The sequence below is a fragment of the Streptomyces sp. NPDC058683 genome, assembly GCF_042716195.1.
Classification (GTDB): domain Bacteria; phylum Actinomycetota; class Actinomycetes; order Streptomycetales; family Streptomycetaceae; genus Streptomyces.
In genome coordinates this window covers 86,766-106,146 of the sequence record NZ_JBHXSK010000014.1, presented here as the reverse complement: position 1 = coordinate 106,146, position 19,381 = coordinate 86,766, and the positions used below count along the sequence as shown (strand labels likewise).

Sequence of the window (19,381 nt, the reverse complement as noted above, 5' to 3'; positions counted from 1 at the left end):
CGCGGCGCAGGTGGGGCCAAGGGTTTCCCGCCCCTGACCCAGGGTCAGTCTCACTCGTTCGTGTCTCGTCGCGCCCGCGTGCGCCGGGTAGAGCTGAGGCTGGAGGCGAACCATGGAACAGACCGCTTTGCGTCCCAAGCCGATCCCAGGTCAGGAACGCCGGGACGACCCCGAACCCGGCCCGGCCCGGCACCCGCACGCCGCGCGCCGGCGCGGGCGGCGGATCAGGTCCCTGCTCTTCGGCCTGATCGTCGGCACGGTCCTGGTGCTGTGCGGGGTCGGAATCGGCACCGTCGGCGCCACGGTGATCGGCATGAGCAGACTGGCGGAGCTGCGGCAGCAGGCTCCGCCGACGACATCGGGCCCCGCACCGTCGGTGACCCCCGCTGCCTCGCCGACGGCGGCCGCGACCCTGGGAGTGGAGGCCGTGGACGCGGACAAGGTGGGCGCCCTGGTCGTGGGCGTCCACATCCCCGGCCCGGGCTACACGGCGGGCCTGGTGCGCGGCGACGTGCTCCTTCAGCTCGGCGACAGCAGGATCGACAGTGCCGCGGACCTGGCACGCGTGGTGGCCGAGGCCCGCCCGGGGAAGGAGGCCAGACTCACGGTGCGGCACGAGAGCGGGGGGTACCAGCAGCTGACCGTGGTGCCGGGGGTCGTCACTTGAGAACGCCGGCGCGGGGCTGTATCGAAATGCGGCTCCGCCGCGCGGGCGCGACCAGCCACGGTGCGGCGGCACTCGCCGTACGGCCGTGACGCACAACGCCCTTCCGCGTGAACCGGCTCGCGTGGCTCCCCCTCTCCGGGCAGGATGCTCCCCGAGGCACCTACAGTCCCCTCACCCGCACAGGGAGGCTCGGATGACCGGTAGTACGCCCGCGCCCTTCACCGCCGACGACTACAAGTCCCGTATGACGCGCGCGGCGCACACCGCGGCCGACGCCGGACTCGCCGGCCTCCTGATCGCCCCCGGCCCCGACATGGTGTGGCTCACCGGCTACACCCCCACCGCGGTCACCGAACGGCTCACCCTCCTCGTCCTGACCCCCGGCAAGGACCCCGTGCTGGTCGTCCCCACCCTGGAGGCACCCGACGCCGAGAAGGCCGACGGCTCGGCCGCCCTGACCCTGCGGGACTGGACCGACGGCATCGACCCCTACACCGTCACCGCCGGCCTGCTCGCCAAGGACGGCCGGTTCGGGATCAGCGACAACGCCTGGGCCATGCACCTGCTGGGCCTGCAGAAGACCCTCCCCGGCACCTCCTACGCCTCCCTCACCGACGCGCTGCCCATGCTCCGCGCCGTGAAGGACGCGGCCGAACTCGAACTCCTCGCCGCCGCCGGAGCGGCCGCCGACGCGACGTTCGAGGAGATCCGCAAGGTTCCCTTCGCCGGCCGCCGCGAGTCCGACGTCGGCCACGACCTCGCGGACCTGCTGCGCCGCTTCGGCCACGACCAGGTCGACTTCACCATCGTCGGCTCGGGCCCCAACGGCGCCAACCCGCACCACGAGGTCGGCGACCGCGTCATCCAGGACGGCGACATGGTCGTCCTCGACTTCGGCGGCCTCAAGGACGGCTACGGCTCCGACACCACCCGAACGGTGCACGTGGGCCCGCCGACCGCCGAGGAGCGCGAGGTGCACGACATCGTGCGCGCCGCCCAGGAGGCCGGCTTCCGGGCCGTACGCGCCGGTGCCGCCTGCCAGGAGGTCGACCGGGCCGCCCGCGCGGTCATCACCGACGCCGGGTACGGCGAGTACTTCATCCACCGCACCGGCCACGGCATCGGCGTCACCACGCACGAGCCGCCGTACATGATCGAGGGCGAGGAGCAGCCGCTGGTGCCCGGGATGTGCTTCTCCGTGGAACCCGGCATCTATCTGCCCGGCCGCTTCGGGGTGCGGATCGAGGACATCGTCACGGTGACCGAGGAGGGCGGGCGTCGTTTCAACAACACCACGCGCGAGATGGTCATAGTGGGCTGACCGACCCGGCCCCGGGCGTATCCTCTCGCCCCTACCCCACCCCGAACGGCAACGGCGCGATCCATGACCCAGGCACCGACACCCACCGCGGACACCGTCCGCCGACTGGTCCGTTCGCTGCTCAAAGAGAGCGAGACCGGAACCCCGGGCCCCGAGATCCGGCCCGTCGCGGCGGGCGGTGAGCACTCCACCTGGTGGGTCGGCACGCGTTATGTGCTGCGCCTCGCCCCCGACCGCGAGGCCTCCGCGCGCCAGCGCCGCGAACTGCGCCTGCGCGACCTGGTGCGCCCGCACCTGCCCGTCGCCGTCCCGGCCGGGGTCACGCACGGCGAGTGGGCGCCGGGACTCACCTACACGCTGGACACCGCGATCCCCGGGGGCACGGCCGAGGAGCACGACGTCTCCGCGGTCGGCGAGGCCGATCTGGCCGGGCTGCTCACCGGGCTGCGCGAGGTGCCGGTACGGCAGGCCGAGACGCTCGGCCTGCCACGCACCCCGCCGCGCTCCCTGGAGGCGCTGCGCCGGATGGCCGTGCCCGCCGCCGAACGCCTCGCCATCGCCGACGAGTTCGACCCCGCACCCCTGCTCCACTTCACCTCGCCGGGCGCCGCCCAGCTCGCCGCCCAGCCCGGTACGGCCGTGGTGGTCCACCACGATCTCAAGGGCGAGCACCTGGTGGTCAGCGCCGACGGCAGGGTGCGCGGGGTCCTCGACTGGACCGACGCGGCGGTGGGCGACCCCGCCGAGGACATCGCCGGGCTCGCCCTCGCGGTCGGCTCCGGCGCGGCCGTCCGCGCGGCCACCCTCGCCGGCTACGGCGCCCGCCCCTGCCTGCGCGGCCTGTGGCTTGCCCGCTGCGACACCGTCATCCGCCTCACCGACCGCCTCGACGGCCGCGACGACAGCCCCCTGCCCCTGCTGCGCACCCAACTCCGGCGCGCCTGGGAGACGATCCTGCTGGAGCGCGTGTCGGACCTCCGGGAGGACGACACGGACGAGGAGACGTAGGACACGCAGGCGTGCATGCCGTACGCGTGTCCCAGCCCGTGCGTGCACCACCTACGCCGGGACGCGTGCTCACGCCTGGGTCAGAACCACGCACGACTCGCCCGGCACCCGCAGCAGCCCGTTCGCGTCCGGTGCCGTCACGGGGTCCCACGCGGCCAGGACCTCCACCCGGGCGGTGCCCAGCGGGATCGGGGCCGGCTCCTTGCCCAGGTTCACGGCGACCCGCACGTCACCGCGCCGGAACGCCAGCCAGCGTGCCTCCTCGTCGTAGGCCACCTTGGTGTCGGCGAGGTCGGGGTCGGTGAGGTCCGGCTGCTCGCGGCGCAGGGCGAGCAGCCGGCGGTACCAGGCCAGCACGCGCGCGTGCGGCTCGCGGTCCGGCTCCGACCAGTCCAGGCAGGACCGGTCCCGGGTCGCCGGGTCCTGCGGATCGGGTACGTCCTCCTCGGCCCATCCGTGCGCCGCGAACTCCCGTCGCCTGCCGCGTCGTACGGCCTCCGCCAGATCCGGGTCGGTGTGGTCGGTGAAGAACTGCCAGGGGGTGCCCGCCGCCCACTCCTCGCCCATGAACAGCATCGGCGTGAAGGGCGCCGTGAGCGTCAGCGTGGCCGCGCAGGCCAGCAGGCCGGGGGAGAGGGTGGCCGAAAGCCGGTCGCCCTGGGCGCGGTTGCCGATCTGGTCGTGGGTCTGGGTGTAGCCGAGCAGCCGGTGCCCGGCCACCCGCGCGCGGTCCAGCGGCCGGCCGTGCCGACGGCCCCGGAAACTGGAGTAGGTGCCGTCGTGGAAGTAGCCGCCGGTGAGGGTCTTGGCGACGGCGGCGAGGGGGGCGCGCGCGAAGTCGGCGTAGTAGCCCTGGGACTCCCCGGTCAACGCGGTGTGCAGGGCGTGATGGAAGTCGTCGTTCCACTGCGCGTCCAGGCCGAGCCCGTGCTCCGCGCGCGCGGTGATGAGCCGTGGGTCGTTCAGGTCGGACTCGCCGACGAGGAACAACGGCCGGCCCGACTCGGCCGCCAGGCCGGCCACGGCCGACGACAGCTCCTCCAGGAAGTGGCACGCGCGCGTGTCGCACAGCGCGTGCACCGCGTCCAGGCGCAGTCCGTCGATCCGGTAGTCGCTCAGCCAGGCCAGCGCGCTGCCCACCAGGTAGGCGCGCACCTCGTCCGAACCGGGCGCGTCCAGGTTGACCGCCGCGCCCCAGGGCGTGTGGTGCGTCTCCGTGAAGTACGGCCCGAACGCGGGCAGGTAATTGCCCGACGGACCGAGGTGGTTGTGGACGACGTCCAGGACGACACCGAGCCCGAGTCCGTGCGCCCGGTCGACAAAGCGCTTCAGCGCCTCGGGTCCGCCGTACGGCTCGTGCACCGCCCACAGGGAGACCCCCTCGTACCCCCAGCCGTGCCGGCCCGGGAACGGGCAGAGGGGCATCAACTCCACGTGCGTGACGCCCAGTTCCTTCAGATGGTCCAGGCGCCCGGCGGCCGCGTCCAGGGTGCCCTCGGGGGTGTACGTGCCCACGTGCAGCTCGTAGAGCACCGCGCCCGGCAGCGCGCGTCCCGGCCCCGAGGCACGCCACTCGTACCGTCCGTGGTCGACGACCGCGCTGAGCCCGTCCGGTCCGTCCGGCTGACGACGCGAGCGCGGGTCGGGCAGCGCAGGGCCGTCGTCCAGCGCGAACCCGTACCGCGTGCCGTCCTCGGCGTCCGCTTCCCCGGCCCACCAGCCCGGCCGCCGCGGATCACGCTCCAACGCACGGGCGGCGCCGTCGCAATGGAGCGTCACACGGTCTGCCTGCGGTGCCCACACCTCGAACTGCACGGACGGTTCCCCTTCGTCTGGCTCATCGTGAGGTAGTCCGTCCATCGTGCCGTGAAAAGAGATCAATCCGCTTTGAATCCCGGCTTTGCCGAGGGGTGTCGCCGTACGTACGCGCGCGTGACGGCCGTTTCCCCGTTTTCTGGACACCCGGGGTTCACTGACCCAGAATCGGCAAGGTGACGTCGTCCTTCGAGTTCAACACCTATCCCGCGCGGCTGTCCGACGCGGAACGCGAGAAGGCGCTGAGTGTGCTGCGCGACGGCGTCGCCATGGGACGGCTGTCGCACGACACGTTCGTGCGCCGTATGGAGCTGGCGCTCGCCGCCCGTCGCATGGACGAACTGGCCGTACTCACCGCCGACCTGCCCCAGGAGAGCCGCTTCACGCGCGTGCTCTTCGGCACCGTCGAGGCCGTCTCCGGGTTCACGGTGCGGCTGCGCCGGGCCTGGCAGGCCGAGCGGCTGCCCAAGCTGCTGCTGCCGCACCCCGGCACCGGGCACCCGCTGCGCATCGGCCGCGACCCCGCCAACGGGCTGCGGCTCAACCACGAGACGGTCTCCCGGGTGCACGCCGAACTCCGCCTGCAGGGCGGCCTGTGGGTGCTCAGGGACCTCGGCTCCACCAACGGCACGACCGTGAACGGCCGCCGGGTGATCGGCGCCGCCGTCGTCCGTGAGGGTGACCAGATCGGCTTCGGCCGGGTGTGCTACCGGCTCTCGGCCCACTGAGTGCGCACCTTCTCCCAAGTGGCTGAAAAACGTTTGTCCGCCACGGTGTTGACGTACCCCTTAAGTCGTGACTGACTGTGCGTAATCCATGCACATCATGTGAACCGACGGCACAGCATCGTGGAGGTGTGCCCTGCCGCCCCTCCACCGCTTTCCGTCCGTGGACGAGCTGTCCTCGCGCGCGGCCGCGCTGGTCGCCGACCACCCTCGGGACGCCCGGCTGCACCGGATCGGCACCTCCCGCGCGGGCACTCCGCTGTGGCTGCTTTCGATCGGTCACGGCAGCCGGCACGCCCTCGTCGTGGCCGGCCCGCACGCCAACGAACCCGTCGGCGGCGCCACCGTGCTCCGCCTCGCCGACCGGGTCCTGGCCGACCCCCGGCTGACCGAGGACGCCGACGTCACCTGGAATCTGCTGCTGTGCCTGGACCCGGACGGCTCGCGCCGCAACGAGGGCTGGCTGGCCGGGCCGTACACGCTGGGCCACTACTTCCGGAACTTCTTCCGGCCCGGCTTCCTGGAGCAGCCCGAATGGCTGCCCGACGGAGCCGACGCCGCCGCGCTGCCCGAGACCCGGGCGCTGCTGGACCTCCAGGACGAGCTGCGGCCCTTCCTCCAGTGCTCGCTGCACGGCGTGGACGTCGGCGGCGGCTTCGTCGAACTGACCGACGACCTGCCGGGCCTCGCCCAACGCCTCGCGCACACCGCGAACCGGCTCGGTATCCCCCGCGAACTCGGCGCCTACGACGCCCTGTACTGGCCCACCCTGGGCCCGGCCGTCTACCGGGTGCCGCCGCCCCGCCGGGGCGGCCTGGCCGCCGCCATCACCGAGGCGGCCGTCGAGTCCACCTGGTTCCATCCGTACCGGCACGGCACCGTCACCGCCATCGTCGAGGCGCCCATGTGGGGCGTGGCCGCCGTCCAGGACAGCGCACCGCTCGCCGACCGCGACGCCGCGCTGCGCGCCGTGACCCGGACCCTGCGGCACGACACCGGCCTCCTGGAGGACGTCCTGGCCCGGATCCGGCCCCAGTTGTCCGGCGCGCCGGACGCGGCCCGGCTGCTCGCGCCGGTGGACGACTACCTGCTGGTCTGCCCGGGACTCGCCGACGCCTGGGACCCCGGCACCGACGCCGGCAGCGCCCGCCCGCTGCCCCCGCTCAGCACCGCCCATCTGGCCGCCCTGCGGATCGCCGGGCGCCGGCTGGTCCTGCGCACCGCCGGGCTGCTGCACCGGCTGCTGCGCGGCACCGGCCACGACCCGGCCGGTGCCCTGCCCGACCTGGACCGCCTGATCGACACCTGGTGCGCGGACTACCACGAGGTCTTCGAGGCACGCTGGATCCCGGTCGCACGCCAGGCCGAGTACCAGACGCGCATGGTCCTGAGCGCTTTCGAACTGGCACACCGCCACGCGCGCGTGCGTGCTCGTTCGGGTGAGTCGGACTGGGGTGCCGGGGCCGCCGTGCCGATGCACCGGGAATGACCCCTCTGATCAGAGCGACAGCGGCCGGCGGTGCCCTGCTGGCGGCCGCCGCCCTCCTCGCCGCCGGCCCGGCCCAGGCCGCGCCCGGCACCACCGACGGTGGCGACTACCTGTACCTGACCGTCGCCAAGGGCGACAGCCGGTCCGGCGACACGCCCGGCACGCTGCTGCTGTGCGACCCGCCCCAGGGGCACTCCCGGGCGGCCGAGGCCTGTGCCGAACTCGACACGGTGGGCGGTGACATCGCGCGCATCTCCCCGGTCAAGGACGCCATGTGCCCGATGGTCTACGCCCCCGTGACCGCGCAGGCGCGCGGGCAGTGGAACGGCCGGCCGATCGAGTACCGCGAGACGTTCTCGAACTCCTGCCAGATGGCGGCCCGTACCGGACCGGTCTTCGCCCTCGACAGCTGACCCCGGGGGCGGCGTGCGGCCCCTGGGGGCGTGCTCCACCGGACAGGCCCCGAAGCCTCACGCCGCCCGCTCACGGGCGTGCTGCGCGGCCGCCAGCACCGTCCTGGACTGGTGCTCCACCTGGCGCTCCAGCGGCACCCAGCGGGCTTGGAAGCGCTCCCCGTAGGCGTCGCACCAGGAGGCCACCAGCTCCTCCAGCCGCGGCACCGCACGGTCGTCCACCTCCCGCAGCACCCGCAGCAGCATCGACGCCGCCCGCAACGGCAGCCGCCGCCCGAAGGCGTCCACGCTGCCCACGTACGCCATCGTGGTGTCGATCGGCGGCCGGCGGATCCAGTCCTCGGCGAGCCCTGGGATCAGCCCCAGCGCCCAGCGGGCCGCCCGCAGCAGCGGCCCTTCCAGGAGGCCGTCCAGCCGGGGCAGCGCCTCGGTCAGCACCCGCTCCACCTCCCGCGAGTCCCGCAGCAGCCGGCCCGCCAGCCGCCGCATCGCCGCGGCCGGCGCCGGATGCGGCGCCGGGTCGTCGACCAGGTCGCTCGCCCACATCGGCACCTCGACCACCGCCGTCAGACCCCCGTAGCGGTGCGCGTGGTACCAGGTGCTGTGCCGTGCGTCGTCCGGCATGCTCGGGTACGCCACCCCCGACCCCGGACCCGGCATCACCCGGACGCCGGGACCGGACGCCGGCCAGCCCGCGGCGTCCGAGGCGCCCGTCTCCACCGGGATGTGCAGCTCCGCCGCCGACTTGGCGAACGGTTCGGCGAGCCCGGGCACGTCCTTCGTCAACTGCACCCAGCTGCCGCCCAGGTCGGTGCCGTGCAGGGTGACCTGGAGGTAGGGGCGCAGCTCGTCGATCACTCCGAGCAGAGCCGTGGTCTCGGGCGGCAGCCGGTCCGGGGGCAGCACCGACGGCGACCACTCCGGCTGTTCGGGGCCCGCCGGGCGGTAGAAGCCGTGGTGGTAGTCGAGCAGGCTGCGCGGTGCCGGGGTGACGTGCAGGCTCGCCCCGTCCGGGTCCGCGCACAGCAGGAAGTGCCAGGAGGTCTCCGCCCGTAGGTCCCGCTCTTTCAATACCCGTTCGGCGAGCACCTGGAGGGTGCCGCCCCCGGTCGGCTCGTTGGCGTGGGCACCCGCGACCACCAGCACCGCCCGCCGGGCGTGCCCGACGGACAGCAGGTGCAGCGGTCTGCCCGCGCGGGAGACGCCGATCTGCCGCAACGTGCACAGGCCGGGCCGGTGAGCGGCCAACGCCCGGGCGGTTGCGACCAGTTCGGGAACACTGGGGTAACGCAGCTCCGGCAGGAGACTCACCCCCGACTTGTCCGCCCGGCTTCGCATTCCCCAGTCCCGCACGGCATAGGTGAACTGTCAAGAACCTCCAGGGGGAGGCTCCAGGGGGCGCCCAGGTGCATGAGCAGTCGGCCGACAAGGCGGTTGACGCCGACGGGGGTGCGAAGCCATTACGGGGCGCGGAACGGCTCCGCGCGCCTTTACGGACGCGGCAGGCGCCCGACGAGTTTCGGCAACCCCCCGACCCGGCCCCATCTTCACCCGTACGAGTGAATATGACCCTCGGTGCCCTCGGTGCCCTCGGTGCCCTCAGTGCCCTCAGTGCCCTCAGTGCCCGTCGTCTTCGTCGCCCCCGCCGTCCACTCGCTCCAGCAGAGCCACCGGCAGCCCCTCGAAGAGCACGTCCACGCGCGCGTGCCCCGTGAACTCGCGTTCCGGCGCCAGCACGTCCGCCCACCGCCCCGGAGGCAGCGGCAGCACCGTGTCACGCCAGCCGCCCGCGGCGGCCAGCCGCAGCGACAGCCGGGTCACCGCCGTGACCACCTCGCCGGAGCGCGCGAACGCCAGACAGTGCGCCGCGGCCGGGCCCTCGGCCGTCAGCGGCTCGTACGTCGCCGTATCGCCGAAGACGTCCGGGCGGCGCGCCCGCAGCCGCAGCGCCGCCGCCGTCACCGCGTCCTTCTCGCCCGGGTGCTCGGGCGGGAAGGAGACCGGCCGCCGGTTGTCCGGGTCCACCAGCGCCCGGAACTCGCCCTCCGTGCCCTGGTAGACGTCCGGCACCCCCGGCATCGTCAGATGGACCAGAGCCGTGCCGAGGACGTTCGCCCGGACGTGGGCCGCCAGCGAGGCCCGGAAGGCCGCCACACGCTCTCCTGGTGCCCCGCACGGGCCCGCCGCGACGAACGAGGCCACCGCCTCCTCGTACGGCGGCTCCTGCTCCGTCCAGCTCGTGTACAGGCCCGCCTCCCGCACATGCTTCAGCAGCGCTCCCTGCACCCGCTCCGGGGCCGCAGGGCCGAGCCCGAACACCGTCTGCCAGGCGGCCCACGCCAGCTGCGCGTCCGGTACGCCCGCCCCGTCCCGGGTCACCTCGGTCAGCACGTCCGCCCAGCGCTCCGGGCACTCCGTCAGCACGGCCAGCGCCGCCCGGACGTCGGCGCTGCGCTTGGTGTCGTGCGTCGTCACCGCCGTCCCGGTGAGCGGCCAGTCGCGCTGCACGCGCGCGCAGTACGCGTGGAAGCCGTCGGGGGAGACACCCGGGCTGCCGGGAGCACCGCCCACCTCGGTCGCGGACAGCAGCGGCACATAGCGGTAGAACGCCGTGTCCTCCACGGACTTGGCCCGCAGCGCCGAGGAGGTCTGCGCGAACCGCGTCCGGAACTCCGCGGGCCCGGGACCGTCGTCGCCCGCCAGCAGCAGCCCGCGCACCACGTCCACCGCCCCGCCCTCCTCGGGCACCACGAAGGCCGACCTCGCCTCCTCGGCGGCCCGCTCGGTGACCACGGCGGACGCGTCACCGGAGACGTACGGCCGGTACACCCGCATCCGCACCAGCAGCTCCTGCAGCGCGGTGCGCAGCGCCCAGGGCGCCCGGTCGCGCAGCGCGGGGTCCGGCGAGGTCGCGCACGCGCGCGCGGCCGCCCGGGTCAGCCGCTCCGTCTCGGCCGCCAGCTCGTGCGTGAGCACCTTGTAGGCCGCCCGCCGCACGGTCGCCTCCCAGTCGCCGCCCCGGTCCGTCTGAGGGGCCGCGAACCGCCGGTACCGGCCGAGCAGTTCACCGGCGCCCGCGGGATCCGTGAACAGGCCGTCCACCTGCCGCAACGCGTCGTACCCGGTGGTCCCCGCGACCGGCCAGCGGGCCGGCAGCCGCTCGCCGTCGGCCAGGATCTTCTCCACGACCGTCCAGCGTCCGCCGGTCGCCTCGTGCAGCCGCGTGAGATAGCCGTCCGGGTCGGCGAGACCGTCGGGATGGTCGACGCGCAGTCCGTCCACCACCCCCTCGTGCAGCAGCTGGAGGATCTTGGCATGGGTGGCCTCGAACACCTCCGGGTCCTCCACCCGCACCCCGATCAGCTCCGAGATGCTGAAGAACCGCCGGTAGTTCAGCTCGGTCCGGGCCAGCCGCCACCACACCGGGCGGTACCACTGGGCGTCCAGCAACTCCGGCAGCGGCAGGTCCGCGGTGCCCTCCCGGAGCGGGAAGGCGTGCTCGTGATAGCGCAGCACGTCGCCGTCGACCACGAGCTGGCCGAGCACCTCGCCGACCGGCCCGCCGAGCACCGGCACCAGCAGCTGCCCGCCCTGCGCCTCCCAGTCGACGTCGAACCAGCGTGCGTACGGCGACCTGGGGCCCTTCCGCAGGACCTCCCACAGGGCGTGGTTGTGCCGGGGGGACATGGCCATGTGGTTCGGCACGATGTCCACGACCAGACCGAGGCCGTGCTCCCGCGCGGTACGCGCGAGCGCGCGCAGCCCCTCCTCGCCGCCGAGTTCCGCACGCACGCGCGCGTGGTCGACGACGTCGTAGCCGTGCGTGGAGCCCGGCACGGCCTCCAGGACGGGGGAGAGGTGCAGGTGGGAGACGCCGAGCGAGGCGAGGTACGGCACGGCGGCTTCGGCGGCCGAGAAGGGGAAGCTGGGCTGGAGCTGGAGGCGGTAGGTGGCTGTCGGAAAGGCCGCGGTGATTCGCTCAGCAGTCATGCAAGCGTACGTACCCGATCCGTCGGCTTCTCTGTCACCGGGTGCGGTGTCGCGCCCTGAAGGGGCGCGGGGAACTGCGCGGCCGGCCCCCACCGGCCCGCACCCGGACAACAGCCCTTGTGCGGTGGCGCATCCCTACGCCGGCCTCTTCAGAACGGTCAGGCTCCGTCCCACCAACGTCAGCCGTGCGCCACCGTCCACCTTCGGACCGGGCGGCACCTCCTCGGCGTCGGCCGTGTCCACCACCACCTCCCACTGGCGGCCGTGATTCACCGGCACCAGGAACTCCAGCGGATCCGGTGACGCGTTGAACATCAGCAGGAAGGAGTCGTCGGCGATCCGCTCCCCGCGGGTGCCGGGCTCCGAGATCGCGTTGCCGTTGAGGAACACCGTCAGGGCCGACGCCTGTGCCGACCCCCAGTCCTGCTGGGCCATCTCATGGCCCTCCGGAGTGAACCAGGCGATGTCGGACAGCTCGTCGTGGGTGCCCTCCACCGGGCGGCCGTGGAAGAAGCGGCGGCGCCGGAAGACCGGGTGCTCCTTGCGCAGCCGCGCCATCGCGCGCGTGAAGGCCAGCAGGCCGCTGTCGTCCTCGGGGGCCGGCCAGTCCACCCAGGACACCTCGTTGTCCTGGCAGTACGCGTTGTTGTTGCCCTGCTGCGTGCGCGCGAACTCGTCGCCGTGGCCGATCATCGGCACACCCTGGGAGAGCATCAGCGTGGCGACGAAGTTGCGCATCTGCCGCTCGCGCAGTTCGAGGATCCCGGGGTCGTCGGTGTGCCCCTCGACCCCGCAGTTCCAGGAGCGGTTGTGGCTCTCGCCGTCCCGGTTGTCCTCGCCGTTGGCCGTGTTGTGCTTGTCGTTGTACGACACGAGGTCGTGCAGGGTGAACCCGTCGTGGCAGGTCACGAAGTTGATGGAGGCCAGCGGGCGGCGGCCGTCGTCCTGGTAGAGGTCGGAGGAGCCGGTCAGCCGGGACGCGAACTCCGCGAGCGCGCGCGGTTCGCCGCGCCACAGGTCGCGCACGGTGTCGCGGTACTTGCCGTTCCACTCGGTCCACAGCGGCGGGAAGTTGCCCACCTGGTAGCCGCCCTCGCCCACGTCCCAGGGCTCGGCGATCAGCTTCACCTGGGAGACCACCGGGTCCTGCTGCACCAGGTCGAAGAACGACGAAAGGCGGTCCACCTCATGAAACTGCCTCGCCAGCGTCGCCGCGAGGTCGAAACGGAAGCCGTCGACGTGCATCTCGGTGACCCAGTACCGCAGCGAGTCCATGATCATCTGGAGGACGTGCGGGGACCGCATCAGCAGGGAGTTCCCGGTGCCGGTCGTGTCCATGTAATAGCGGGGGTCGTCGGTCAGCCGGTAGTACGACGGGTTGTCCAGGCCCCGGAAGGACAGCGTCGGGCCCAGGTGGTTGCCCTCGGCGGTGTGGTTGTAGACGACGTCCAGGATCACCTCGATCCCGGCCTCGTGCAGCGCCCGGACCGCCGACTTGAACTCCAGGACCTGCTGGCCGCGGTCGCCCCAGGAGGCGTACGCGTTGTGCGGGGCGAAGAAACCGATCGTGTTGTAGCCCCAGTAGTTGTTCAGGCCCATGTCGACCAGCCGGTGGTCGTTCACGAACTGGTGGACCGGCATCAGCTCCAGCGCCGTGACGCCCAGCTCCGTCAGGTGTTCGACGACGGCCGGGTGCGCGAGCCCCGCGTAGGTGCCGCGCAGCTCCTCCGGCAGGCCCGGGTGGCGCATGGTCAGGCCCTTCACATGGGCCTCGTAGATCACCGTGTGGTGGTACTCGGTGCGCGGCCGCCGGTCGTCGCCCCAGTCGAAGTACGGGTTGATCACCACCGAGGTCATGGTGTGCGGGGCCGAGTCCAGGTCGTTGCGCTTGTCGGGGTCGCCGAAGTGGTAGCCGTACACCTCCTCGCCCCAGCTCACCGACCCGCTGACCGCCTTCGCGTAGGGGTCGAGCAGCAGCTTCGCCGAGTTGCAGCGCAGGCCGCGTCCGGGGTCGTACGGGCCGTGCACCCGGAAGCCGTAGCGCTGTCCGGGCATCACCCCCGGCAGGTACGCGTGCCGGACGAAGGCGTCGCTCTCGCGCAGCTCCACCGCCGTCTCGGAGCCGTCGTCGTGCAGCAGACACAGCTCCACTCGGTCCGCGGTCTCGGTGAACACCGCGAAGTTGGTCCCGGCGCCGTCGTACGTGGCACCGAGCGGATACGCCTCTCCAGGCCAGACCTGCATGAAGTCGACTCTTCCAGGTGTGCATTGCGCGCGGGGGCGCCTTGGTCATGAGTCTGCCCGAAAGTAATGGAACCCCAGGTGACTTACGCCCCTCTTACCCGGCGACCAGTGCACACAGCGGCCCATGTGGCGAAGTGTGCCGAACCAGTGGGGCAAACACGTACTCCCTGTGACCAAGGGGGAGTAGGGGGAAGATGTGCGCAAGATAGTGCACCGCCATCTGGGCAAAGTGGTGGCCGGTGCGGGCCTGGCGGTTGCGGGGACCGCCGTGATGGTCGGGATCACCCTGCCGGGTACGGCCGGGGCGGACGACTCGGGAGGGAGTGACGGGACCGGCTCGGTCGCCGCGCAGCAGGCGGGGCAGGGCACGGACGCCGTCAAGCCGGGCGTGGTGGAACAGGCGCCGGCCGAGGGGACGAAGGGCACGGGCAGCGACCCGCTGACCGACGACGAGACCAAGCGCGTCGAACAACTCGCCCTGACCAGGCAGATGTTCAACGCAGGGGAGAACGTCGAGGGCCGGCGCGGCCCGCAGCGGATCAGCGTCGACCTGGCCGAGCCGAACGCGAACGAACTGGATGCCACGAACGTGCCACGGCGCGCGGACGTGACGTTCTACGACTACCGGGACGACAGCCTCGTCACCCGGACCGTCAACCTCGACACCGGCAAGGTCGAGGAGACCACCACCCGGCAGGGTGTCCAGCCGCCGCTCAGCCACGACGAGAACGTCGAGGCGCTCCAGCTGCTCGTCGCCGATCCGCTCGGCGCCGGCCTGAAGGCGGACTTCAAGGACGCCACGGGCGAGGACCTCACCTCCCCGGAGCAGCAGCTGCTGCTCAACAGCGCGGTCTACCGCGCCACTCCGGGCGCCCAGCCGGCCGCGCTCGACAAGTGCGGCGAACACCGCTGCGTGCGGCTCTTCCCGAAGGTCAAGAACGGGCCCTGGATCGACGCCCGTTCCCTGATCGTCGACCTGAGCGCGCGCAAGGTCGTGAAGCTCGGCAGCTGAGCCGGTCCGTTCGCCTTTCCCGAACTCCTTCTCCTTTTTCGACTGCATCTCCCGCACGAGGAGTCACTTCGTCATGCACCCGAACAGAATCCGCCGCGCCCGCCGGACGGCCGCCGTGGGCCTGTCCGTGGCCGCGCTGGCCGCCGGCGCGACCACCGCGGCCGGGCCCGCCGTCGCCCAGCCCAAGCAGGCCGCCGCGCCCGCCGCCGACTGCTCCGCCGCCTACCGGATCGAGCAGAAGCTCTCCACCGGTACCACCTGGCGGATGTGCTGGCGCTACGACAGCAAGGCCGGGCTGGTCCTGGAGCACATCTCCTACCAGCCCAAGGGCGAGTCGGCGCCCATCAAGGTGCTCTCCAGCGCCCGCCTCGGCCAGATCGACGTTCCCTACGACGACGGCAGCGTCGAGTACGACGACCTGACCGGCTTCGGCTTCGCCCAGGGCCTGGTGCCGCTCGACTCGGCCGAGTGCCCCGGTGGCACCATCAAGACCGTCAAGGTCCCCGACGCCTGGGACCCGGCCCACCCGAACGTCAACGGCCTGTGCACCACCACCCGTTCGCGCGGCCACGCGTACCGGATGCAGGCCGACACCGGCAACAAGGTGTACCAGGCGCAGGGCAAGGACCTGCTGGTCTACACCGTCAACAAGGTCGGCTGGTACGAGTACATGACCGAGTGGCGGTTCCAGGACGACGGCACGATCAACATGAACGTCGGCGCCACCGGCAGCCTCTCGCCGGGCGACTACGACGCCGGGGACGGCCGCGGCTGGCCGATCGGCAAGGGCGCCCACGCCTATGCGACCAGCCACGCCCACAACGTGTTCTGGAAGCTGAACTTCGACCTCGACGGCTCCGCCAAGAGCCGCATCGAGCAGTACGACTCGGTGGTCAGCGCACCCGCGCACGGCCAGCAGGCGCCCAGCAACAAGACCACCCGCACCAACGTCACCAAGGAACTCGCCGGTGACTCCAAGAACATGCGCTGGTGGCGGGTGGTCAGCACGGCCGGCAAGAACAAGGACGGGCACGCCCGTTCGTACGAGATCGTCCAGGGCGCCACCAACAAGTACCCGGGGCACGGTTTCACCAAGCACGACGTCTACTTCACCCAGTACGACAAGTGCGAGCTGTTCGCCAGCAACAACCCGGGCTGCGCCAACGGCCACCCCAAGACCGTCGACCAGTGGGTGAACGGACAGACCCTCACCAACCCCGTGGTCTGGGTGAACGTCGGCTTCCACCACATCGCGCGGGACGAGGACCAGCAGCCCATGCCGGTCCACTGGCAGGGCTTCTCCCTGGCCCCCCGCGACGTCACCGCTATGAATCCGCTCACTCCGGCCGCCCTCGCTGATCAGAACGGACAGCCCGGAAACGGTAGTTGAGAAACGACCTGTCCATCCTGCTGCACCGCCGACCGCTCCCGGAGTACCCTTCCTTGATCGTTGGCACAGGGAGAGCTCGGGGGAGCGGAAGGCGGTGCACGGGTGGGCTCGGGAGGCCTGGAGCTGCCCCCTGGTGACGAGGGTCACGAGGGGAACTCCACAGACGTCCCGCCCGGCGCGGTGTCCCTGGCCCGGCCGATGGACGCCTCCGGCTCCATCGGTCCGGAGCTGGACTGGGACGCCGACGCCTGGCTGGAGGTGCGTACGCGCGCCCAGCGGGCAGGCCGTGCCTACATCTGGCTGAACCTCGTCGAACAGCGGCTGCGGGCGGTCGTGGCCGCCGTGCTGCGCCCCATCTACGAACCCGTCCACGGCGACGAGTGGGTGGTCGCCGCGGCCGGACCCGCCGGTCAGGAATGGGTCCAGCGGGCGGTCGCGGTCCGCGAAGTCAGCCGCCGCAAGGGCTACTTGCTGGACCCGGCCGACGACAACGTGATCAGCTTCCTGACGCTGCCGCAGCTGCGCGAGCTGATGGTGCAACACTGGCCGTGCTTCGAGCCGTACTTCGACGAACGCCGGGACGTCGAACTCGCCCTTGACGAGCTGGAGGTGACCCGCAACGTCGTCTCCCGCAACCGCGCGCTCTCCGAGGCCGTCCTGGGCCAGGCCGAACGGGCCTCCGCCCGGCTCCTGGAGATGCTCGGCACCGGCGGCGACGTGCCCTCCGCGCGCCGGCTGCCGGTGGACGCGGTGGAGGACCTGGTGGGCGACCGCTACGCGGACGTCGTCGCCGTCCACCCCGACCGGGTCCGGCTCATGCGCCAGTTCCCGGCCGAGGACCTCTTCGGCGGCGCCCGCCGGCTGGACGCCATCGGCATCGGCCTCAACCTGCTCGTGCAGAACTTCTCCGGCCGCCGCCTGGTCCGGCTCGCCGAGACCGGCTGCCGGGTCCGGCTGCTCTTCCTCAACCCCGCCTCCAGCGCGATCAAGCGCCGCGAGCGCGAACTCGGGATGAAACGGGGCGAACTATCCCGCTCGGTCGAGATGAACATCCTCCACATGCGCCGGGTCCGCTCCCGGCTGCGCGACCCCGGCGCCTTCGAGATCCAGGTGTACGACGACACCCCCCGCTTCTCCGCCTACCTGGTCGACGGCGACGGCGCCGACGGTGTCGCGATCGTCCAGTCCTACCTGCGCGGGGCGCGGGGCATGGAGTCGCCGGTGCTGGTCCTGCGCAACGGCGACAAGGTGGTCAAGTCGGACGACGTCCTGGAAGCGGGACTCTTCCCGACATACCGCGAGGAGTTCGAAATGGCTTGGGCGGATTCGCGCCCTGTGTCCTGAGGCGGGCGCGACGGCAAGCGGAACGCGGTCCTCTGATTGTCAGTGGCGCATGCGAGGGTGGAGACCACTGGGGGAAAGCACCACCAAGAAGGGGGACCGCCCATGGGCTGGCACCAAGAGCTCCTGATCGGCTTCGATCTGGAGACGACGGGTACGGATCCGCGCGAGGCGCGTATCGTCACGGGCGCCGTGATCGAGGTCAGGGCCGGGCAGGAGCTGGGCCGCCGGGAGTGGCTGGCGGATCCGGGCGTGGAGATCCCGGCCGACGCGGTGGCCGTGCACGGCATCAGCAACGAGCGGGCGGCGGCCGAGGGCCGGCCCGCCGACCAGGTCGCCGACGCCCTCGCGGACGTCCTCACCGGGTACTGGAAGACCGGCGTCCCGGTCGTCGCCTACAACGCGACCTTCGACCTCACTCTGCTCTCCGCGGAGCTGCGCCGGCACGGCCTGCCGTCGCTCTCCGACCGCCTCGGCGGCCTCGACCCCGCACCGGTCATCGACCCGTACACCATCGACCGCTGGGTCGACCGCTACCGCCGCGGCAAGCGCAACCTCGAAGCGGTCTGCGCCGAGTACGGCATCACCCTCGTCGCCGCCCACAACGCGTCGGCCGACGCCCTGGCCGCGGCCCGCCTGGCCGGGGCCATAGCCGAGCGCCACCCGAAGATCGCGGGGCTGGGTCCGGCGGAGCTGCACCGGCGCCAGGTGGAGTGGTACGCGGAGTGGGCTGCGGACTTCCAGAGCTTTCTGCGCCGCAAGGGAGAGGCCGACGCGGTGGTGGACGGGGCGTGGCCGCTGCGGGAGCTGGCCGACGTCGTCTGAGTGCTGGGGTGGTTATGTAGTTCGTTTGCCGCGGGCCGGTGGGGGCTGGTCGCGCCCACGCGGCGGTAGCCGCACATCCAATACAGCCCCGCGCCCCTGCGGGGGCGCTGGTGCTCAGAAGGGATACCACCGCACCGACTCGTCGCCCTCCCGCAGCGACGCCACCCGCCGCTCGAACTCCGCCAGCGCCTTGGGGTTGCTGGGCGCGTGCTGCGCGACCCACGCGCAACTGGCCGTCTCCCGGGCGCCCCGCAACACCGAGCACCCCTCCCAATCCCGCACATCCCACCCATAGGTCTCGACGAACGAGTCGTAGGCCCCGGCCGGCAAGCCGTACCGGTCCCGGGAGAGCGCCATGACCACCAGGTCGTGCTCGCGCAGGTCGGACGAGAAGGTCTCCAGGTCGACCAGCACCGGCCCGTCCGGACCGACGTGCACGTTGCGGGGCAGCGCGTCCCCGTGGATCGGTCCCGGAGCCAGGTGCGGCGTCAGCGCGGCCGCGGCCGCCGCGAAGCCGTCCCGGCGCTCGCGCAGATACGCCGCGTCGGCGGGGTCGATGGCGTCGCCCGCGAGCCGCAGCCAGCGCTCCACACCGCCCAGCAGCTCGCGGGGCGGCAAGGCGAAGGGAGGAGCGGGCAGCGCGTGCACGATCCGCAGCAGTTCGGCCAGATCGCGCGGCTCGGCCGGCCGTACCGGATCCGCCAGCCAGTGCCACACGGTCACCGGGTGGCCGTCCACGAGCCGCGCCTTCGGCTCGGCGGCCCGCACGGCCGGGACGCCCGCCTCCGCCAGCCACCCGGCGATCTCCAGCTCACGCCGGGCCCGGTCGAGGAGTTCGGCGTCCCGGCCGACCTTCACCACCAGGTCGCCGGCGGCGAACACCGCGTTCTCGCCCAGGGCGAGGAGCGAGGCGTCAGCCGCCGCACCGGGCAGCACACCCGCCGCGGCCAGTACGTCCCGCGCCCTTGCCTCGTCCATCGTCCGCCTCCGTGTCCGTTCCCGATGCCCGCGCGCCCCCGAGGCTGTGCGGGTGCACACGGCGCCGTCTTCCAGCCATCCGCCGGCCAGTCTCGCATCCGCGGAGGTCGCGACGCGTGCGCGGTGCCTTGACGAGACAACCTGCCTTCACGACCATGACCGG

15 protein-coding genes are annotated in these 19,381 nt (G+C 72.5%); 10 read left to right on the top strand and 5 right to left on the bottom strand.

Annotated features, from left to right (window positions below):
- Positions 1–112: 112 nt before the first annotated feature.
- From ACFWXC_RS17320 to ACFWXC_RS17310, 3 genes are all read left to right on the top strand, one after another.
- Positions 113–667 carry a PDZ domain-containing protein gene (locus ACFWXC_RS17320; protein ID WP_384479494.1) on the top strand — a complete coding sequence of 185 codons (555 nt, stop codon included), beginning with the start codon at positions 113–115 and terminating at the stop codon, positions 665–667.
- A 193-nt stretch (positions 668–860) separates the two neighbouring features.
- Positions 861–1,988, top strand: coding sequence for an aminopeptidase P family protein (locus ACFWXC_RS17315; protein WP_384479492.1), 1,128 nt, complete (start codon positions 861–863; stop codon positions 1,986–1,988).
- 63 nt (positions 1,989–2,051) lie between these two features.
- Positions 2,052–2,996, top strand: coding sequence for an aminoglycoside phosphotransferase family protein (locus tag ACFWXC_RS17310; RefSeq protein ID WP_384479490.1), 945 nt, complete (start codon positions 2,052–2,054; stop codon positions 2,994–2,996).
- Positions 2,997–3,065: 69 nt separating this feature from the next.
- On the opposite strand, the gene treZ is transcribed toward ACFWXC_RS17310, so the two are convergent.
- Positions 3,066–4,811 carry a malto-oligosyltrehalose trehalohydrolase gene (gene treZ / locus ACFWXC_RS17305; RefSeq protein WP_384479488.1) on the bottom strand — a complete coding sequence of 582 codons (1,746 nt, stop codon included), beginning with the start codon at positions 4,809–4,811 and terminating at the stop codon, positions 3,066–3,068.
- A gap of 176 nt (positions 4,812–4,987) precedes the next feature.
- Between treZ and ACFWXC_RS17300 the strand changes: the two genes are divergently transcribed.
- The 3 genes from ACFWXC_RS17300 to ACFWXC_RS17290 all read left to right on the top strand — a co-directional run bounded on the left by ACFWXC_RS17300 (position 4,988) and on the right by ACFWXC_RS17290 (position 7,438).
- A complete protein-coding gene (locus ACFWXC_RS17300; protein WP_384479486.1) occupies positions 4,988–5,539 on the top strand; it encodes an FHA domain-containing protein in 552 nt (183 codons plus the stop codon).
- A gap of 160 nt (positions 5,540–5,699) precedes the next feature.
- Positions 5,700–7,025: a M14 family zinc carboxypeptidase gene (locus ACFWXC_RS17295; RefSeq protein ID WP_384479484.1), complete on the top strand. Its 1,326-nt coding sequence runs from the start codon at positions 5,700–5,702 to the stop codon at positions 7,023–7,025.
- Positions 7,022–7,438: an SSI family serine proteinase inhibitor gene (locus tag ACFWXC_RS17290; protein WP_384479482.1), complete on the top strand. Its 417-nt coding sequence runs from the start codon at positions 7,022–7,024 to the stop codon at positions 7,436–7,438. Before ACFWXC_RS17295 ends, ACFWXC_RS17290 begins: the two co-directional genes overlap by 4 nt.
- A gap of 57 nt (positions 7,439–7,495) precedes the next feature.
- Here ACFWXC_RS17290 and ACFWXC_RS17285 read toward each other — a convergent pair whose 3' ends face one another.
- The 3 genes from ACFWXC_RS17285 to glgX all read right to left on the bottom strand — a co-directional run bounded on the left by ACFWXC_RS17285 (position 7,496) and on the right by glgX (position 13,672).
- Complete coding sequence (locus ACFWXC_RS17285; protein ID WP_384479677.1) at positions 7,496–8,749, bottom strand: M14 family zinc carboxypeptidase; 1,254 nt, start codon at positions 8,747–8,749, stop codon at positions 7,496–7,498.
- Between the two features lie 306 nt (positions 8,750–9,055).
- On the bottom strand, positions 9,056–11,428 hold the full coding sequence (gene treY, locus ACFWXC_RS17280; RefSeq protein WP_384479480.1) for a malto-oligosyltrehalose synthase: 2,373 nt from the start codon (positions 11,426–11,428) through the stop codon (positions 9,056–9,058).
- Positions 11,429–11,563: 135 nt separating this feature from the next.
- Positions 11,564–13,672, bottom strand: coding sequence for a glycogen debranching protein GlgX (gene glgX / locus ACFWXC_RS17275; protein ID WP_384479478.1), 2,109 nt, complete (start codon positions 13,670–13,672; stop codon positions 11,564–11,566).
- A 196-nt stretch (positions 13,673–13,868) separates the two neighbouring features.
- On the opposite strand from glgX, the gene ACFWXC_RS17270 reads away from it, so the two are divergent.
- The 4 genes from ACFWXC_RS17270 (at position 13,869) to ACFWXC_RS17255 (ending at position 18,240) form a co-directional block, all read left to right on the top strand.
- Positions 13,869–14,684 carry a Tat pathway signal sequence domain protein gene (locus tag ACFWXC_RS17270; RefSeq protein ID WP_384479476.1) on the top strand — a complete coding sequence of 272 codons (816 nt, stop codon included), beginning with the start codon at positions 13,869–13,871 and terminating at the stop codon, positions 14,682–14,684.
- A 73-nt stretch (positions 14,685–14,757) separates the two neighbouring features.
- Positions 14,758–16,074 (top strand): copper amine oxidase, encoded by a 1,317-nt coding sequence (locus ACFWXC_RS17265; RefSeq protein WP_384479474.1) that lies wholly within the window; start codon positions 14,758–14,760, stop codon positions 16,072–16,074.
- Between the two features lie 102 nt (positions 16,075–16,176).
- Positions 16,177–17,418: an SAV2148 family HEPN domain-containing protein gene (locus tag ACFWXC_RS17260; RefSeq protein ID WP_384479472.1), complete on the top strand. Its 1,242-nt coding sequence runs from the start codon at positions 16,177–16,179 to the stop codon at positions 17,416–17,418.
- Positions 17,419–17,520: 102 nt separating this feature from the next.
- Complete coding sequence (locus ACFWXC_RS17255) at positions 17,521–18,240, top strand: 3'-5' exonuclease (protein WP_384479470.1); 720 nt, start codon at positions 17,521–17,523, stop codon at positions 18,238–18,240.
- Between the two features lie 114 nt (positions 18,241–18,354).
- Here ACFWXC_RS17255 and ACFWXC_RS17250 read toward each other — a convergent pair whose 3' ends face one another.
- Positions 18,355–19,218, bottom strand: coding sequence for a phosphotransferase (locus ACFWXC_RS17250; protein WP_384479468.1), 864 nt, complete (start codon positions 19,216–19,218; stop codon positions 18,355–18,357).
- Between the last annotated feature and the right edge of the window lie 163 nt (positions 19,219–19,381).